Raw genomic sequence first — 17473 nt, forward strand, 5'->3', positions numbered from 1 at the left:
GAGTTTTAGCGGTTTTTCTGGAGGCTTTTTCTGGTCTGAGCTATGATCAAATACTGTTTATCTGAACAGTATTTTATGAACGCCACTTACCCCATCATCACCCCTGGTTACTGGAACGACAGGCCAACCAATTGCGAGTTCTGCACGCATGCCCGACCTCAGTTCAACTCGATCAAGTACGGCGGGCAGCAGCTGGCCAATGACTGGTGGTGTGATCTGCACAAGTACATGACCATTAACCACGGCTGTGGAGATTTCGAACGAGAGCCTGGGGTTGAGGGGTAGGAACTTTGTATTGTCGGTTGAACACAGACAGACGATCACCCGTCAGATGATCAGGGGGCCATGGACCCATGCCGAAGTGGCCCCCACCCTACCCTTTTCTTAAAGCCTTGGCCAGGTCAGGCGTGATCTTTTCGACCGACCGGCCGACCACGTAGCCACCCAGGCCGAATTCCACGATATCCCACAGCTTGAGGTATTCAGCCTCGGACAGTTCAGGCGCTGCCCAGCCGAACCACCTGGCGACAATCAGACCCCCAAAAACCAGCATCAGCACAGGCCGCCAGGTTGCAGCCAGGAAATGCTCAGACTTTGCCTCAGCCAGGATGATCTGGGAAGCTGCTGCCTCGATCTGCTGGCTTTGGGCCAGTAGCGCCATGGTGACCTCGGATTGAGCCTGAGCGGCTTCAGCAGGGTCCGGAAACTTTGACTTGACGACCTGGCCGATGATGGGCGCCAGGATTGGTAGCAGAGCAGCGATCATTGTGGCAGTCCTTTTGAATATTGAGCCTTGCCAAGCACGAAGTTGGCTGTCAGCACCTGCATCCGGTTGATTCCGCGGGTCAGGGACACATGAAGCCATCCCTTGCGAATGTCTGCTGGGTCATAGGCTTCAAGGATGACCTGGTCAAACTTCAGCCCGCTGGACAAGATCCACCTTGCCACTTCGAGCTTGTCCACATTGACGAACTTCAAGTCGGCAGCCTGGCCAAGCACATGCTGGCTGTTCAGAGCCCCACCGATTGCTCGGTTCAGCTTGGGGCATCGGTAGCCGCTCGAAATGATCGTGGGCCCGAACTTGTCGCGGATGGGTTGCACCAGGTTCTCGAAAAGAAATTGCAGGTTGGCCAAGGACGAGGCATCAGGCGTGTTGTCAATCCCATTGCGCTCCCCAGTCTGGCTTTCAATGACCTCAGCCAGAGTGAAATTCTTCGACAATCTCATCTCAGCCTCCAAATTGCAAAACCATCACTCCAGCAAAGGCGAGGGTTACAATCCCTACCGCAAGAACATCTCTCATGATCCGCATCCATAAAAAAAGCCCACCGAAGTGGGCTTGCTCTACTAAGGCCGTTCAGCGCGAATTCAGCCTTCAATCTAGTTAATCAAACTATAGATCATTCATTTCTTGAACTTTTGTGGCTGTAACGCGCAACAAAAGCGGTTCTTTGTTCAGCGTCCAGCCCGTGCTTTTTGCTTGCTCCGATTCAAGCCTTGCCACTGCTTTTTCATACTCGGCGTGGCTTTTGCTTTTGATTGAAACTGTGTGGGTTATTTCAGCCATGATTACCCCACAATGTCCACGACAGGCAGACTGTCTAAATCACGCCAATTCGACCAAGTTGTGTAGGTGATGTTTAAGGGGTACAGCGCTTCCATTGAAAATGTAAATGCCGTTTTCTGCAGGCGCAGTCTGGTTGCGCACCAGCAAACGATCATTGGCCACTAGGGTGACACCATCAAAAACGGCTGTGCCAGGGTTGCTCAAGGTGACGTTTGCTGTGGTCGATGCCCGAACGGAGTCCTTCCATGCCAGGCCTTCCACAGCACTGTCAACATAAGCCTTGGTGGCTGCATGCTGGGGTGCAGTTGGGTCAGGCAGGTTAATAGGCCTTGCCTGGTTATTGAAGTCCAGATCACTGAGCTGCTGACGTGCCATGCTTATTCCTTAAATTAAACGAGCGAAACCTGTCTGCGGTGCCGCAAACAGGATTTGGGTTTGATTGGTATTTAGGTGCACCACTTCGGCATTGACTTCCATGCCGCCTATCGAATACACGCTGACGATGGGGCGTCGCCCCAGGTTGTGATTGATCAGCCAGCTGGCTGATGCAGATGGCTGGGAATGCTCATACGCATTCAGCCCACCAGATGGCCCGGGCAATCCCCTGGGTCCGGTCACTGCACTTTGCAAAACAAGTTGGGTTGATCTCTGGGCGGGCTTTAGCTCAAGGCGAGCACCCTTTTGCGCCAGCACCGTGCTGGTGCCTTTGCTCACTACAACAGTTGTTCGGGCCATGGATCATCATCACTGGGTTACGTCTGGTTGAACTCGCACAACGACCGTCTCGGTGCTGATCACCGAGTTATCGAATGAGTACTGGATATCCCAAAGCAGGTCTGTCACTGGCCAGCTGGCAGTGTTGTTGACCCGCATCGTGAATTTGCCAAGGTTGGCAGGGACGGATTGATCAGGGATGGTGACTGCCAGGGTGGCAACCAAGGCACCGCCTGGGTGCCTGATCTGACTGGCTATTGTGTAACCAGTCAGGTTGATGGGCGAGCCATCTGAAGAATCTGAATAAGTGGCCTGTACTTCAAAGGTGTCACCTCTCTTGTGAGCGATGACCTGGGAACTGCAATCTAGGGCGTTAACTGACATGGATAATCGTCCTTGCTTTTTTTCTGGAACTCATCGGGCGCTCCATGTGCCCACTTGTGCTTGGTCGAGGCTTGCCAGATCGTCAGCACTGCCAGCAGACTGATGTGCCAGGCTGAAGGCAGGTAGCCATACACCACCGTGGCAGCCACAGAAAATGCGCCTATCGTGGACAGCAGCCAGAGCAGAGCCCGGACTTCAAGTTTGGTTGACTCACTGGTCAGGCTCAGCCTGCAGAAGGCCATGTAGAACAGGCTGCAGGACATCAGGAAATACACTGCAAGAACAAGGATCGTTTTCATATCACGCACCACCTATCAGGGTTTTGATTCGGTTTGCAGCTGCGTTTCTGAGAATGTCGAACTTGTCACCCAAGGTGCCCAGCAAAAAAGCCACTGCCGGAAGCACATGTTCTTGGGCCCATCCGAACTGCTCGGAAATCACCATTGCAATACCACCTGTAAGCAGTACAGCAGTTGAAACGATCCTGAACAATAGGAGAAAAGCCACAGTGCGGGATGGTGTTTCTACCCTGCCCAAAGTCCACATTGCCCCTACAATTGCCGAGAACAAAATCGTGATCCAGACTCCAAAAACCGGCCCAAAAATCACGATCATCCCGCCAGTGATGGAGGCGGTCACTGCCGCGCTGGTTGTTGCCGGTTCTTGCATTTCATCCCTTTACGTTGTTTGTACTTCAGGCTGGCCAAGCCAGTGCTGGAAGCTCCGCATCGAGCTCTTCGAGGGTTGGAATCGGGCGGGTTCCCGCTTCTACATCAGCCAGGATTTGGGTTCCAATGTCCCACGTCTCATCGCGTTTCTCGAGCATGTACAGCGCTTCCGTCCTGAACTTGGTCACTTTGCTGGTCACATAGGTGCAACAGGACAACACGCCGTCATACTCGCGTGTGCGGCAAAAGTCATCCAGGCGATGCTGGATGTGTGCTTTGTAGGTCTGGACAACCTGCTCTCGCGTTGGGGGTGGTGGGTCCACAGCCACAGGCTTTTTCTTCTTGCTGTCCCACTTGATTACCTTGCCTTCTGACTGTGCAGCCAGCAGTGCTGAGTGTTCCTCGGTAGTGATTTCAACAGCATCAGCAGGGATGTTGTCGCCGTGAATTTCTTCGCTGTAAAAGCCTTTTGTGCCTGGTGAATAGAGCATGGTTTTTCCTCAGTTACCTATCGCGATCCAATTGCCTGGCGCGGTGTTACCGCCATCGTTAATTAACTGGAAATTAGTTGTCGTCTTGTTATTGACGTTGAATGTTGGCCAAACGGCTCCTGACGTAACTGGTGAAACTGCGTTAGCGACAACAGAATGACATGCCGTAGGAAATGCGATTGGGAATGTCACGGTAACAGTTGCGTCTGCTGCTACGGCGGCGCTAGTTCCCCACTGCACAATCAGGCCGCTGGGCAGGCGCTGATAGCCATTTGCGGACAATGAGGCGCCAGCCAAAGCTGACAAAACCAATCCACCAGCACCTTGAACAAGAGTAGGCGCTGATGCATAGGTGCCCGCAGTGGCCTGCGTTGAATCGATGAAACCAACCACCCTGTAAGGTACGTTTGTCCTTCCAGTGGTGCTGTAGAAAACGTTTGCCGCTGTGGCCGCCGCACTAATTGCTGTGGTGCTGATAACTCCAGATTCATCAAGCGCATTACCGCCAGCGATATTCACCACGGCCAGCTCAACCGTTCCAGCATTGTCAATTGCAAGCAGCACAAGCCTTGCAGGCTGACCGTTGGTTGCACCCAAGGTTGCACCCTGCGGCACAGTCAAGCTCAATGCAGTGGCAACAGTCCGGCTGCTTACCGCGCCGTTGGTCAACGTGGCATTGCGGAAATCCAGCCTGGTTGGGTTCAGGGTCAGGGTCAGCGCGTTGGCTGCCACTGATGCTGTAATTGGCTGAATCTGGGCAGAAGCACCAGTGGCTGCGGGGTTTTCAAGAACCCAGCGATCAAGTGTCAGGTCATAAGTCAGCGCAATCCAGTGGCCAGCACCCGCAATATCACCGGCGTTCAGGGCCTGGTTGTTTGCCTTTACGATGGTCTTGGCTGGAATCACGCCACTGTTGGGCGTGAATGTCGGGGTGGTGACCGTGTTAGCTGCTGTAGCCCTGACCGTGAAAGTCATGCCTGCAGTCAAAGTCGCCACTGCGGGTGTAAAGCTGGCAGTCAAGGCGTTGGCCGTACCGCCCGCCACTGCAACTGCAGGCGCATTTCGCTGAATTGCGCGAGTCGAGATCGCTTCAATCAACTGGTCGAAGTTACCACTGACTGGAGTAACGCCCAGGTTCTCGATGAACCTAATCAGGTTTTCTTGAATGTCATTCAGCCAGACAGCATCCACCACGGTGGCGGGTGTACCAGTGGCTGGGTTGCCATCGGTGAACAGGTTGCCTGGCGCAAAGCCAGCGGCATCAATACGATGCATAGTTGTACCTCATCAGGAGTAGGCAAAAATCACGGTTGTGTGGGCTGGCTTCAATCGACTCAACAGGCACTCAAGTGGCTTGTTGCTCCATGAACCCAGTGGATCACCAGCGACAGAGGCGCCGGCACGAAATGGAATGACAGTGTTCAGGGCGGAATTCACCTGCCAGGCCAGGGCAAACTGCTCGCCGACCCGGTCAGATGCAACTGACTGCCCTGCCCGAAAGCTTTTGAATTCGGTGATGGTCACCTGAAATCCAAGCCCCGCAGCCAAGGCAATAAAGTAATCCTTGGACTGCCGGCCGACAGTGGTCAGCTTGGTCAGCAAGGCTGAGCGCCGCTGCTGGGTGCTTTGAACAATCCCGGCATCGATGACGCATGCATCGGGCAGGCCCGCCATGGCTTCCCATTCCGGCAGCAGCTCAACCGCTGTTCTTGGGTCGGCTTCGGCCACCAGGTCAATGGCCCGGTCATCAAGCTCAAACAGGTTCTTGGCCATGGCCTGCAAAAGCCTGCCCAGGTTCGAATCCTCATCTCGGTTCCACACCAGGCCCTGCGGCAGCAATGACTGCAAAAGCGCCTTGTAATCCTCGACAGTTACAGCCATGTCACAGCCCCCATCACGCTCATGCTGCCAGTGGGGTTAACCACGTTGGCTGCTGGAGAAACCAGGGTGAAGTCGTTTTCGCCCAGGGCTGATGAGATGGCAGCTCGAATATGTGACAGGAGGATTGTTCCACCTGGCTCGGACTCCCGGGCAATCAGGTCCCGCAGCTCAGCTTCAATAGCGTCTCGCACTGCCTGGGTGTTGGGGGTCAGGTTCTGAATGCTGAAGTTCAGTGGCACGGCCACCGGTGCCACCACGTAGACAATTGCAGTGACTGGCCGCCTGGCATCCAGATAAGCCTGCACCGAAGCCACTTCGGATGCATCGGGAATGATTGCAGCGCCCTGCCCGTCATTGTCGCGAACAAAGCGCACGGTCAAGGTGCCCACACCCAGCTCAGCGGTGTAAACCCAAGCGCGGGTGACGCCTGCAATTTCAAGGGCCCAGCCAATGTAATCAGAGGCAGCGCCCCCATGAGGTGGCTGCTTGATGCGATTAAGCAGACGGGCCCGCAGTGAATCATCACTTTCGATGTCAGAGCCACCAGAAATGCCCGGCGCGGACACCAGCCCGGTCGAGTCAACACCCAGCACTGGCGACACCAGGAACAGTGAAACTCCCGCCTGGGTATTGCCTGCAGCACCCGTAGACACTGCAACCACGGAAACACTGCCGCTGCCGGTCACCAGGCTGACTTCACTGCTGGTCTGAAACTGGGCACCGTCTGGCCGCTGAAACAGAGTGCCTGCAGGCAGAACTGAACCGGACACACCGGTGAAGGTGATCAAGCCGGTGGCTGCTGAAGCAGCCTTTCTCTGTATACCCCAGATGCTGGACCAACGCTCCAGGTTCTCGGTCTCGGCAGTGTCGGGAAACACCTGCCGGGAAATCCAGTCCAGGTAGCCGTACAGGCCATGCACCGCGCCGGCAATCACGCTGGACAGCACATTCAGGTTGGAGAATCGAAGCCTTGCATCTGCACCAGGCAGGCGGGCATTGATCTCTGCAACTGCCCGGTCAACCAGGGTTCTCAGCGATGGTTTGGAAAACGGCATTTCAACTCCGTACCTGTTGCCAGGCAAGATCAAATTTAAATCGGGCCGGTTGCGCCTGGTTGCGTATCACTTCCACCTGCAAACCCAGCACGCCTTGTGTCACCACCTCCGTGGTCACCAGCACCTGGCTGGCCACCCCGTCATCAATCAGCCACTGAAGGGCCTCGCGCGCATATTCCCTCGCCCTGACAACCACCTGCCGGGCCTGCTTTTCTCGGGCCAGAAGCCAAAGCCTTGAGCCAATACGGGACGGCTGAAATACATCAGCCCACCAACCCTGCCGTGACATTGATGCCTCGGGCAGCTGGTCATCATCCTCAGCACGCCGGTTGGTAAACAGGCTGATCATGACTGCGGTCTTCAAATCCTGATCACTGGCCAGCGCCCCAGCGGACACGACAAAATCCCCCCGCACCGCGAGGGGATCAAACACTGTTGCGATATCCATGGGTTAAACCTGTTGGGCTGTAGTCGAGGTCTGGCCACCGGCCACATTGTTTTCAGTGTGGGTGTGCGTGTTGTATGCCTGGCGCATCTGAAGCATGGTCTTGCCGCCTGCGTCGCAGTTGTCCTTGATGTTGCCGGTCACTTCCAGAATCGGGGTTTCAAGCCGCACCTTGCTGGAAGCAGTCAATGTCACCACCGGCGCATTGACTTGAAGTGCAGCACCTGCTGTGACTTTTATTACACGCCCCCGGGAGAGCACGATCTGATCACCCTCATCGGTGTAAAGCGCCACTTCACCAGGCTGAAGCCCACGCTTGCGGTACCGCCTGTCATCACAGGCAATCAGCAGGCCATGGTCACGGTTGCCACCGACAAACACCACCACGCCCTCTGCACCAGGCAGCGGGGCAGAACTGAATCCATACTGCTGGATCCGCTCGACATCATCCTGGACCTCATCAGCAAGCATCTGGGCCTGGACTGTTTGCACCGGGCCAGCATCGTTGACCACCGACAGGATTGCCCGACCGATCATCAACTGGATCTTGCCGCGCATGCTCTCTGTCAGCTTGGTGAACGCGTCAATCATTTACCCACCACATTGAATTTTCCGGAAGAAGGGCCTGCAGCAGGCTGCGGAATTTCTGCCAGCTCATCAAAAGCCCGCGGGTCAACCAGCTCCAGATCGCTGGTCGTGCCAGACTCATCCAGCCGCATCGAGATCGATGCAATCAGAAACTGGCCATCCACCCGCATCCAGGGGCAGACCAGCTTCACCAGTTTGTTTACTCCCCACAGGCTGCCATCACTCTGGCGCCAACCCTGCACAGTCACGCTGATGCGCCTGGCCTTGGCTTCACGGTTGGACACTTCCCAGCGAGCACGGGTCTGGCATCGAGCGGCATCCGCCTGGGATTCAGCTACCACCACCAATGGGCGGTACCGCCCTACTTTGCTGCCACTTGTGGCATTCACTTCCCGCTTCACGCTGGCCTTGGGCTGGGCCCTGGACAGGTCAAACTGGGAAGCACCGGCAGCCGAAGACTGCCCCTTCACCGTGATTTCACTGTAAAGGGCTGAATGGTTCTGCTCAGAACTTGCCTTCAGGATGTTCTTGCCCAGCTCGAGCGAATCGATGCACTTGCCACCGAGGCCCGAGCGGGTTATTAGCAGGCTTCCCTTGGAATCAGAAACCAGCATCACGCCTTCACTGCGGGCAATGCGCTCAAGGGTGCGGTGCACGCTTTCGCCATTCTGGGTTGACCACTTGGCCAGGTTGGAAACCCGCCTGGGCGACTTACCCTTCCCGCCTTCAATAGTCTGGTCAATCACCTTGATGTCGAAAGGCTCAGCCAACTTTGAAGCAATCTGCAGAAAGCTCAAGCTTGAAAACGACACTGACGGTGCAGAACAATCCACCAGGTCGCCTGTCTTGTCCCTACCCACCACCGAGATGGTGTGCGAGCCTGCATCGTATGAAGTGGACACCTTGTCCACATACCCCGTAATTACCGGGTCCTCACCGATCAACACCTCGCAGAACTCGCCCGGAGAAATACTCCACTGCAGGGTCTGGTCTGGCCATCGATCAGTGATCGACAATTCGAATGTGCCTGCAATCTGCTCGATGCCCTGGCGAATCGACACGGACTTCCAGCCCGAATAGATCTGGCCATTGACCTTCAGGGTCAACTTGGTTGAGGCATCAGTCATCAGCTCACCAGCAACACGGGCTTTCCAGCCGGGACAAACCCGGGATGCTTCACCAGGTTGCGTTTAATCAATTCAGCCTCCCGCTCCTGGTCAAGCCACTGATCCCCGTAGAAATCATGGGCCACCACCAAGGCAGGCAAAGCCACCGCGAATTCTCTTGCCACAATCCTTGGCAAGTCAGGCGTGATGGCTGTGAAGTGCTTGACCGCATCCGTGCGGATCTGCACGATCGCATCAATCGCATCCTGGCCGATCAGCTCGGAGAAGATCAGATCATCCACCCGATCAACAATCTCGGTGCGGTGCGCCCTTACCAGGTCGAGCGTGTCAGGCTCGGCCGAGACCAGGTCGCGCGTGCGCTTGACCACAGCCAGGAATGACACCAGGCCCATCAAGGCATCACGGTTTGAATTCAGCTGCTGCCTGGCTGGGGTCTGCACAGTCTGAATCGGGCTGGGCAAGCCATACCCAAACAACTGCAGCACATCGGGCATATTGCGCACCAGTTGCACGATCCCCTTGGCCAACCCCAGCGGAGAGGACAAGGACCCAAGCAACCTTTCGGGCAACAAGGCCTGCAATGCTGACAATGGATTGGCCCTGATCGAAGCCAGGTTGTCCAACACCATGCCAGGCACCGAAAGCAATCCATTGACTGATTTCAGTGCATCCTCCACCACGAAGTCTGCTGCACCATCCACGCTGAAGGATTCAGAAAACTCCAGCGCTGCAATTTCTTCGGCGGCTGCGATCTGTGCGTCAAGCACCGCCAGTGTGTCATCAGTGGCTCGGGGCTCCTGCTGGGTGCCCGCCTCCACCATCTCGATGCTGATCTTGGCCATGCCACCAAAGCTGGTGGACTCGGTCATCTGGCACTGGCCAGAGACAATCACCTTCAGCGTGCCCAGGTATGGGTGCACCAACTGGCCGGGCCCGGGTTTCTCCAAGGCCTCCAGCAACTGGTCACGCCCAGACATGTATTCAGGGCCAATGATGAAAGCCTCGATCCGGTATTCACGAGCTTTTTTGCCCATGTCTTCCAGGAAGGGTTCATCACGCTGCGGGTATTCATGCCGGGCCAGCCTGCGGCCAGCAGTCAATGTTGATGAATCAACCTCGAATGAAACGCCCCGAAAGGAAGCCGACCTCAGGTTATCGCGCCAGGCCACATCAGGCTCCCGTCATGTACAGACCAGCCGACACATCAAGCGTGGTCTGGTCTGATCCGTTTTTCATGTCCACCACCTTGGGTCTGCCCTGGGCATCGATCTCAAGCTTGATGGTGTTCTTGATTTCCTGCTTCTGAGCTTGGGCTGCTGCAGCTGCAGAACCAAGGCCCTTGGCCCGGTCAGTCGCAAAAGTAAACTCGAAATTCTTCATAGCTTCGGGCATCAGGAAATCAGGCGTGATGCTCTTGATCAGCCCCAGAATCCCATTGGCCAGCCCCTGCCACTGCTCCAGCCAGATCTGGATCATGCCGTCAAAGAAACCCACATCGAAGGCTGACTTGATGCGTTCCCATGCGTTATCCACATAGGCGACAATCTTGTCCCAGTTCTTGTACATGGCCACAGCCAGACCCGCCACGGCGGCAACCACCAGGCCAATCGGATTGGCCGCCATCAACGCCCACAGGAACCTGAAGGATGTCGTAAGCAGAGGTATCACCCTGGTCACTTCACCGACCACAAACAGCACCTTGCCCATGGCAAGGATCAGTTGGCCGGAAGCCAGGATCACGGGCGAAAGCACCACAGCCAGCACAGCAAAGGCGGTACCCGTGGAGCCCAGCACAGAACTTATTGCACCCAGAACCTTGCCCAGCGACACCATGGCGTTGTAAATTCCGACCACCATTTCCTTAGCGTCAGTAATCAGACCAGGCAGCGCCTGAAAAAAACTGTCCAGCTTTTGGTCAATCAACTCACGATTGGTTGACACCCACTGCTGCAGTGCCTTCACCGTGGGTTCGATTGCACTGGCCAGCCTGACGCCAACAGAAATTCGCACGGCATCGAGCGTGCGCATCATCCGGCTCCAGGACTTGTCATAGTCATCAGCCTGGGCCAGTTGCTCCTCAGTAAAGAGCGCATTGTCTGCTGCCATCTCGGCAAGCCGATCCCGATAGGCCTGGCTTCCCTTGTTCATCACATCCATGAACACGGTGCCATTCTTGCCCATCAGTTGCAGCAGCACTGCCTGCTTGGCCAGGTCATTTTCTGAACCCTTGAAGGCATCAGCAATCTTCAGCATCACCTGGTCAGCGCTCATGCTCTTCAGCGAGGCAATGCTGATACCCACGCCGGCAAACGCCTGGGCTTGTTCCTTGCCGCCATTCAAGGCCTCGTTCATGGCTTTCTTCAGCTTGCCGATACCCACGGCTGCATCCTCGGTAGTGCCACCAGCTTCCTGCACCAGGGAACCAAATACCTGAATATCCCGGGCAGCCACCTGGTAGCGGGATGCCAGGTCACCGATTTCATCCACCGCATTGGCGGAACTGTTGGCAAACATCAGCAGCGAACCCAGGGCACCGGAGTAGGCACCGCCAAGGCCCACAATCGCCACGGCTGCACCACCGGCTGACTGGGCCAAGCCACCCAGGGCTGAAGCCACACCACCCACACCAGTTGCCTGGTACAGGCGACCAAATGCCTTGCTCAGATCACTGGCAGGCTTGAGCATCGACTCCATCTTTCCGCCGATCTGATTCAGCGTGGAGGTGGCCTTGTCGACCGCGGCAATGACAATCTCGGTTTTGCTGGTGCTCATTTGCCGCCTACCCAAAAAACAAAACCCGCCACTTGGGCGGGTCTTTATGAATGAAAACTCTGCTGCTTAAAACAGCAAATTAATCAAGGGCCTGAGCATGTAGAACAGAACCTTGGACAAGCTCCAGGTCACGTAGAGCATCAGCGCAAAGAGAGGCACAACTACAAACAGCTGCAACCCAAGCACTGAGCCAACGATAATCTTTGATGATGTGGGCAGATTTTCTTTCATGCCCACATCTTATTCCGCACGCCTGGCTTCAGCAATCTTCTGGGCTTCATCAGACCAGAAGTCCAACTCCCACGACTCCATCTCCCAGATTTCCCGCGAGGAAAAATGGAAGGTGAAGGCGATGAGGGTTACTGCGTCACGCCAGTGCCAACGCCCAAAAAACCGCTGACGACCTCCATGACCTTCATCATGTCAGCCGCTTCCAGCTGGTCAATACAGGACACAGGCAGATCAGCACAAGACGCCGCAATGGGGAAAAGATCCCCCATGGTCAGACCTTGCTTGATCGGCATTTCCCGAAGATCTTTGGCCTTGGGTGCCCGCAGGGTAACCTGGTGAAGGTCATCCCCACCCAGCTTGATGGGTGAGGACAAATCGATAGTTTTTGCTGTGCCCACTTTAGGCCTCCTCGACTTCGCTGCCGATAAACTTCACTGAAGCCTTGCCATCACCAGACTGCAGGCTCACTGGCATGGCCAGTGAAGCATTGCGCATGATGTACACCTGGCCGGTGTCAGCCTCGAAAGTGACTGAAGCACCGGTAGTGCGGTTCAGCGCCACGATGTCAGTGTCAGCACTGACGGCGATTTCACACTCGATCTCGCCGTTCACAGGCTTCTCGGTAAACCCCAGAAAGCCATAGTCGCCCATGACCGGGCTACGCTCCATGCCACCAGGATTGAGTTTGCCGGTACCGGGCAAACTTGCGATGGTCATGCCGTTGACGCGAATAAAGGCGCGTCCAAAAATCTGCTTGCCAGCCATTTAGATATCTCCTTACAGGCGGAACTGAATCTGTGACGCGAATACGCGGAACTGGTTGATGATGTTCGGTGGCAGCAAAACATCCACGCGGTTGGCATCAGCATTGTTCCGGTTAACCAGTAGGTCTGCCTTGAACTGCTCGACATCCTCAACCAGGCCAACCTCTTCCCAGTCACGGAACAGGGCGATCAGCTCGGCCTTGATGATCTTGGGTGTCACCACGGCCTGCCCTGGTGCAAACTGCGTGCCGTCATTGGCCAGCTTGTAGCGCGGGAACTTCTGGGAAATCCGGGCACGAACCTGGTAGCGCAGCAGCGACAGGGTGTACATGGTCTCAATGTCGCGATAGCTTGGGTCCACAAACCCACCCGCATTCTGTGTGTAAGTAGTTACAGCACGCTCAACCACCACATTTCCGCCGGCATTGACCACGGTAGTGGCACCGCCGAAAGACAGGATGTTGTTTCGCTCGGCACGAGTGAATCGCTTTTCCATTGAGGCTGGCAGGCGACCGGGCATGGCCAGGGTCTGCAGCGGCCGGGCTGGATCAATGCCCAGGTAGAACGATGCAATTGCACCACCCAGGGCAGCCTTTTCCCAAATCGGCTGGGGCTCGCCACCAGACTCAACCGTCCACATGGTCAGGTGTGAGTTGTTGCGGGTCGACAGCTTGGTGTTGATCTGGCCAACGGTGCCGCGGAAGCCAATGTGGCAGTGACCATCATTCTGGAACAGCGGGCCCCAGCGGTTGTCCAGCTCGAGCTCGATGGCAGCCAGGTTGGTGTCATCATTGAATGCCATCACAATGGTGTTGTATTGGGTCTGGCCAATTGCAGCCAGGCCGGTGGCAATTGATGGGTCACCGGTACCGCCAGTCAGGTTGGCAGCAACAGTCAGGTTTACACCAGCGGGTGTTTTCTCGGACAGTGGGTAGTAGTTCACCCGCATGTCGATATCGTTACCCAGTGTGCCCTTGTGACGTGATGTCACAGTCACGGTGCCAGCAGAACTGCCGGCAGTAACTGGCAGGTCGCCGTTGGCATTGATTGCTGCGGCAATGGCCGTGGCAATGGTGGTGGCTGTGTCGGTCGTGGACACAGGCACCTGAACTCGGGTACCAGCGACATACAGATTGATTGTGCCAGCCTCGGTGGGCGCACCACTCACCACGATGGTGCCAGTGGCCTGAACGCCCGCAGGCAGATCAGCAATCGGCAGCACCCAGGTTTCAATGGTGTCAGTCACCTTCAGGATGGATTCGATCATGTCTGCACCGATCGAACCACGACCCAACTTGGTGGTGCCGTTTGCCAGGTTATCCAATTGGAATGGCACGTTTACAGGGGCTGTACCAGTGGCCAGCTGAGGCGCAATCACCAGGATGCGCTGCTCGATGTTCACCAGGCCAGTAACTGCACGGCTGTTGTCGAATTCCACGTACTGACCAGGGGTCAGCAGGTTCACAGGAATCTGATTGAAAGAAATGCTCATCACTTGCCTCCGTCACTGGCTTTTGTTTTCGGGGCGACATCTGTTACATCGCCATCTGCGAGCCGACGAATCCAGAAAGAGTCATCCTCAGGAACTTCAGTGGGCCCTGTCACATCACGACCAGTTACCGGATCGCGAACGAGTCGGCCTTCTACTGGGTAAATCTTCATCATCGGTCTCCTATCAAGACGGCAAATTGATCCGGACCGAGGCATCTATCTGCCCGTCCGGCTCAGTTGGAATTGGGGGATCATTTCTCGGGCTGGCCATATCGATCTGGACACTGGCCACAGTGAATGAATCAAGCACCAGGCTTGGCTGCCATACATACACGCACTCGAACTGCAGGCTCAGCAGGCCATCTTCAACGCGTGCAGCAGACTCCTCATCAGATTCAGCCCCCTTGTATATGAATGACTCACAGACCCCGCCCAAGGTCTGATCCACTGCCAAGCGCTGCTCGACCTGTTCGGCCACTGCATCAAGCACATCATCGAGCTGCTCATCGGCTTGCGCATACACATGCACAAACACCTGCACCGTGCGGATCTCCGTCCACTGGTCAGTATGTTTCTCTGAAACCTCAGTGCCGGTTTCAATCCTGGCAAAGGGCATCCTGGCTGCACGGCTGGGCTGTACCCTGCCGGTGTAGATATTCACAAGGCCAGGTGTACCCTGCAGCGCAGTCTTGACTGCTTGTCTGATCTGAATTCTTGAATGCATGTCACAACTTCCTGACCGAGGCTTTCATCACCGCGCCGTCATCAATTGCCTCAGGAGGCTTGGTCAAGCGGTATCTGCGGATCGAACGGCAAACCTCGACCATCAGGACCTCGCCCTCATCAAGGCCTGCCCACTGGCTTGCCGGGTAATGAATGACCGGGTCAGGACTGTGCAACATGTCATTGAAGAAAAGCGCATCCGGCTCATCAAGAATCACAAGCCCGGGCTTTGCAGGCCCGCCCGCAGACGGTACCCACGTTGCCTTGTCACCGAAATCCTCAAACATCATTTCGGTATCCAGTCCAATATCGATCATCAGTGCACCAGCAAATTAGGCAGCGTCAGAAGCAGCAGCTTTGCCAGCCAGCTCCAGCTGGTGGGCTTCATCACCAATTGACACGTCAAGCTTCACGGTGTCGCCCTCGGTGTATGTTTTTTCATTGCCTTTCTCATCGCGAATCTTGAACACAAAGCCTTCGCGCACAACATAAGTCTTGGTAGCCATCTGGCACTCCTGGAATCCGGTTTACATGAATCAAAAAAGGGGGCTCATGGCCCCCTGGTCACCACCTGAAAATCAGGCAGTCAGCGCATCAGACATCACTGAGAAGCTGGCACCGCGGCGCACTGCCACATCCACAGACTGCATGGCGCGCAACAGCACACCACCCTGCTTGAACAGGGCTGCATCGTATGGGTTTGGCATGATTTCCAGCACACCCCACTCACCGATCAGCAGGTCTGCCCAGTTGCCGAAGAACACTTCGGAAGCCACACCAACCGATGTGCCCTTGGTCAGGTTGCTGCGGGCCTGGTTGGAACGTGCCACGGCGTAACCGTTGATTTCACCTGGGGTACCCGAGCGGTTGCCGTTTGGCGTGTTGGTCCACAGGTATTGGCCTGTTGTGGACTTCAGCTTTTTAAGCGCGCCCACTGTCTTGGCGTTGGCAAGGTAAGCCATGGATTCAGCATCCGCGTTGGCATCGGCCACGCGGGTTTCCAGATCAATGATGTGATCAATCGTGATGGCCGCACCGTTGGCACCACCAATCACTGAACCCACACCAGCCTGGTTTGCGATACCCAGTGGCTGGCCAGCAGAACCAGTGCCCGACAATGCAGCCAGGTCGATGCCCAGGGCAATTTGAGCGATCAGGTCCGCACGGGCCAGCATTTCAATGTCAGGCGTGGACTGCAGCAGCATCTGGCGAGTCATGGCACTGTAGGCACCAATGCTCTTCAAGGACAGGCTGACCTTATCGAAGGTCGCTTCACTCTGGGGCAGATCACCACCTTCCACCACCCAGGCAGTGGCTGTTGCGTTGGTCTGGCGTGGAATGTCCACGTTACCGACCAGGCCAGACAGCATGGTCGCGCCCAACTGCATCACGCGGGCCTTGCGGCGCAGAATCTCAATGAAGCTACCGGCCAGCAATTCAGTCTGAACCAGGGCACCACCGGTTGCCTGGGCACCCGCTGCATACTGCGCACGAGAGGCAAACGGAATGTTGGTGGGCATGAAGAAGCCACCGGTGCTCTTGCCCATGCGCTTGCCGATATCATTGGACACTTCCAGCTCAAAGCCTGCCTCTTTCCAGGAACCGTTCAACACCGCATTCACGGCACGAACCATGGAGTACTGAGCCTTTTCCTTGGTGCTCATGTCTGGCGCATAGCCGTCACCCAGATTTGCAGTGGGCTCGGCAGAGCGCTTGAGCTGCAGATCAAGCACTACACCGCGAGCTGACTCGACGGTGGTGTTTTCCTTGATCATCTTTTCCCGCACATCGGCTGGCACATTGTGTGCACGGCACATACTGTCGATTTCGTTGATGCGGCGACGCTCGGCCTCGGCACCCTGGGCGCGCACTTCGGCTTCATTGATGACTACTGCAGCGCCACCAGCAGAATGACCGGCTGTGCCGTCACTCGCATGGTTTTGCACGATATGACGTGACTTAAACATGGATTGCTCCTCATGATCGGCAGATGCCGGTTGATGTTGGCTGGTGACAATTTCGACATCAGCTAGTTGGTCGCCTTCATTGCGCTGCAGACCCACGGATGGATCTGCTGGCACAGTGACCAGCGAGATTTCGTACGGCTCCCAATCGATTGCCGTAAACAGTTCTTTCTCGGTGTCTTCAATGAATTTGAAAACCCGGTACATGAAAGACACATTGACCAGCACGCCATCGCTGGCCTGGTCCATGGCCCACTGGCCACGCTCATCCTTTCCGAAGCGCACCGTGCAGTAACCGCGCCGGTCTGCACCCATCTCCAGGCCAACCACCACGCCAAGGAGGTCATCCCGGTTGTGGTTGTAGAGCAGTGGCAAGGTTTGCTGGCGCTGCCCCATCCGCATGCACCCAGGCGCGTGGCTCAACACCTCGGTGCCGTACCACATCTCGCAGGGCTGCTCGGAGCTGAACGAGAAGCGCAGGGTTCTCGCTTCCAGGTCAATGACTGGTGCTTCATCGGCCCGCAGCGACAGCTGGCGCACTTGCGGTGCCAGTGCCTTTGGGCGCTCTCTGATTGACATGCTCTTCTCCAATAAAAAAGCCCACCGGT

Annotated in this window: 26 protein-coding genes; all 26 read right to left on the bottom strand. The window is 56.1% G+C overall.

Annotated features, from left to right (window positions below):
* Positions 1 to 373: 373 nt before the first annotated feature.
* The 26 genes from ACK4FF_RS05355 to ACK4FF_RS05480 all read right to left on the bottom strand — a co-directional run bounded on the left by ACK4FF_RS05355 (position 374) and on the right by ACK4FF_RS05480 (position 17444).
* Complete coding sequence (locus ACK4FF_RS05355) at positions 374 to 766, bottom strand: 3TM-type holin (RefSeq protein WP_409705553.1); 393 nt, start codon at positions 764 to 766, stop codon at positions 374 to 376.
* The gene (locus ACK4FF_RS05360; RefSeq protein ID WP_409705555.1) at positions 763 to 1227 is read right to left on the bottom strand and encodes a D-Ala-D-Ala carboxypeptidase family metallohydrolase; all 465 of its coding nucleotides are present in this window, start codon (positions 1225 to 1227) and stop codon (positions 763 to 765) included. The genes ACK4FF_RS05355 and ACK4FF_RS05360 overlap by 4 nt, the downstream gene beginning before the upstream one ends.
* Positions 1228 to 1393: 166 nt before the next feature.
* Positions 1394 to 1567, bottom strand: a complete 174-nt coding sequence (locus tag ACK4FF_RS05365; protein ID WP_409705557.1) for a hypothetical protein — start codon at positions 1565 to 1567, stop codon at positions 1394 to 1396.
* 39 nt (positions 1568 to 1606) lie between these two features.
* Complete coding sequence (locus tag ACK4FF_RS05370; RefSeq protein WP_409705560.1) at positions 1607 to 1942, bottom strand: hypothetical protein; 336 nt, start codon at positions 1940 to 1942, stop codon at positions 1607 to 1609.
* A 9-nt stretch (positions 1943 to 1951) separates the two neighbouring features.
* On the bottom strand, positions 1952 to 2302 hold the full coding sequence (locus ACK4FF_RS05375) for a hypothetical protein (protein ID WP_409705563.1): 351 nt from the start codon (positions 2300 to 2302) through the stop codon (positions 1952 to 1954).
* 9 nt (positions 2303 to 2311) lie between these two features.
* Positions 2312 to 2665, bottom strand: coding sequence for a hypothetical protein (locus ACK4FF_RS05380; protein WP_409705566.1), 354 nt, complete (start codon positions 2663 to 2665; stop codon positions 2312 to 2314).
* Positions 2647 to 2964: a hypothetical protein gene (locus ACK4FF_RS05385; protein ID WP_409705569.1), complete on the bottom strand. Its 318-nt coding sequence runs from the start codon at positions 2962 to 2964 to the stop codon at positions 2647 to 2649. Before ACK4FF_RS05385 ends, ACK4FF_RS05380 begins: the two co-directional genes overlap by 19 nt.
* Position 2965: 1 nt before the next feature.
* Positions 2966 to 3334: a hypothetical protein gene (locus ACK4FF_RS05390; RefSeq protein WP_409705572.1), complete on the bottom strand. Its 369-nt coding sequence runs from the start codon at positions 3332 to 3334 to the stop codon at positions 2966 to 2968.
* Positions 3335 to 3359: 25 nt separating this feature from the next.
* Positions 3360 to 3824, bottom strand: a complete 465-nt coding sequence (locus ACK4FF_RS05395; RefSeq protein ID WP_409705575.1) for a hypothetical protein — start codon at positions 3822 to 3824, stop codon at positions 3360 to 3362.
* A gap of 9 nt (positions 3825 to 3833) precedes the next feature.
* Entirely contained in the window at positions 3834 to 5099 is a 1266-nt protein-coding gene (locus ACK4FF_RS05400; RefSeq protein WP_409705578.1) for a gp53-like domain-containing protein, read from the bottom strand.
* Between the two features lie 12 nt (positions 5100 to 5111).
* Complete coding sequence (locus ACK4FF_RS05405) at positions 5112 to 5705, bottom strand: YmfQ family protein (RefSeq protein ID WP_409705581.1); 594 nt, start codon at positions 5703 to 5705, stop codon at positions 5112 to 5114.
* Positions 5696 to 6760 (bottom strand): baseplate J/gp47 family protein, encoded by a 1065-nt coding sequence (locus tag ACK4FF_RS05410; RefSeq protein ID WP_409705584.1) that lies wholly within the window; start codon positions 6758 to 6760, stop codon positions 5696 to 5698. Before ACK4FF_RS05410 ends, ACK4FF_RS05405 begins: the two co-directional genes overlap by 10 nt.
* Before the next feature lies 1 nt (position 6761).
* Entirely contained in the window at positions 6762 to 7208 is a 447-nt protein-coding gene (locus tag ACK4FF_RS05415; RefSeq protein WP_409705587.1) for a phage GP46 family protein, read from the bottom strand.
* A gap of 3 nt (positions 7209 to 7211) precedes the next feature.
* A complete protein-coding gene (locus ACK4FF_RS05420; protein ID WP_409705590.1) occupies positions 7212 to 7796 on the bottom strand; it encodes a phage baseplate assembly protein V in 585 nt (194 codons plus the stop codon).
* Positions 7793 to 8920: a phage baseplate assembly protein gene (locus ACK4FF_RS05425; RefSeq protein ID WP_409705593.1), complete on the bottom strand. Its 1128-nt coding sequence runs from the start codon at positions 8918 to 8920 to the stop codon at positions 7793 to 7795. The genes ACK4FF_RS05420 and ACK4FF_RS05425 overlap by 4 nt, the downstream gene beginning before the upstream one ends.
* Positions 8920 to 10089, bottom strand: a complete 1170-nt coding sequence (locus tag ACK4FF_RS05430) for a DNA circularization protein (RefSeq protein WP_409705596.1) — start codon at positions 10087 to 10089, stop codon at positions 8920 to 8922. The genes ACK4FF_RS05425 and ACK4FF_RS05430 overlap by 1 nt, the downstream gene beginning before the upstream one ends.
* A 1-nt stretch (position 10090) precedes the next feature.
* Positions 10091 to 11692 carry a hypothetical protein gene (locus ACK4FF_RS05435; protein WP_409705599.1) on the bottom strand — a complete coding sequence of 534 codons (1602 nt, stop codon included), beginning with the start codon at positions 11690 to 11692 and terminating at the stop codon, positions 10091 to 10093.
* 66 nt (positions 11693 to 11758) lie between these two features.
* Positions 11759 to 11923 carry a hypothetical protein gene (locus tag ACK4FF_RS05440; RefSeq protein ID WP_409705602.1) on the bottom strand — a complete coding sequence of 55 codons (165 nt, stop codon included), beginning with the start codon at positions 11921 to 11923 and terminating at the stop codon, positions 11759 to 11761.
* A 128-nt stretch (positions 11924 to 12051) separates the two neighbouring features.
* The gene (locus ACK4FF_RS05445; protein ID WP_409705605.1) at positions 12052 to 12321 is read right to left on the bottom strand and encodes a phage tail assembly protein; all 270 of its coding nucleotides are present in this window, start codon (positions 12319 to 12321) and stop codon (positions 12052 to 12054) included.
* 1 nt (position 12322) lies between these two features.
* A complete protein-coding gene (locus tag ACK4FF_RS05450) occupies positions 12323 to 12688 on the bottom strand; it encodes a phage tail tube protein (protein WP_409705608.1) in 366 nt (121 codons plus the stop codon).
* Positions 12689 to 12700: 12 nt separating this feature from the next.
* The gene (locus ACK4FF_RS05455) at positions 12701 to 14179 is read right to left on the bottom strand and encodes a phage tail sheath C-terminal domain-containing protein (RefSeq protein ID WP_409705611.1); all 1479 of its coding nucleotides are present in this window, start codon (positions 14177 to 14179) and stop codon (positions 12701 to 12703) included.
* Positions 14179 to 14352 carry a DUF2635 domain-containing protein gene (locus ACK4FF_RS05460; RefSeq protein ID WP_409705614.1) on the bottom strand — a complete coding sequence of 58 codons (174 nt, stop codon included), beginning with the start codon at positions 14350 to 14352 and terminating at the stop codon, positions 14179 to 14181. Before ACK4FF_RS05460 ends, ACK4FF_RS05455 begins: the two co-directional genes overlap by 1 nt.
* Before the next feature lie 10 nt (positions 14353 to 14362).
* Positions 14363 to 14902, bottom strand: a complete 540-nt coding sequence (locus ACK4FF_RS05465; RefSeq protein ID WP_409705617.1) for a hypothetical protein — start codon at positions 14900 to 14902, stop codon at positions 14363 to 14365.
* A 1-nt stretch (position 14903) separates the two neighbouring features.
* Positions 14904 to 15218 carry a hypothetical protein gene (locus ACK4FF_RS05470; protein ID WP_409705620.1) on the bottom strand — a complete coding sequence of 105 codons (315 nt, stop codon included), beginning with the start codon at positions 15216 to 15218 and terminating at the stop codon, positions 14904 to 14906.
* A 15-nt stretch (positions 15219 to 15233) separates the two neighbouring features.
* Positions 15234 to 15407, bottom strand: a complete 174-nt coding sequence (locus ACK4FF_RS05475) for a hypothetical protein (protein ID WP_409705622.1) — start codon at positions 15405 to 15407, stop codon at positions 15234 to 15236.
* A 72-nt stretch (positions 15408 to 15479) separates the two neighbouring features.
* Complete coding sequence (locus ACK4FF_RS05480; protein WP_409705625.1) at positions 15480 to 17444, bottom strand: phage major capsid protein; 1965 nt, start codon at positions 17442 to 17444, stop codon at positions 15480 to 15482.
* Positions 17445 to 17473 lie beyond the last annotated feature (29 nt).

Origin of the sequence: Limnobacter sp. (genome assembly GCF_046297615.1) — a bacterium.
In the GTDB taxonomy this organism is placed as follows: domain Bacteria; phylum Pseudomonadota; class Gammaproteobacteria; order Burkholderiales; family Burkholderiaceae_B; genus Limnobacter.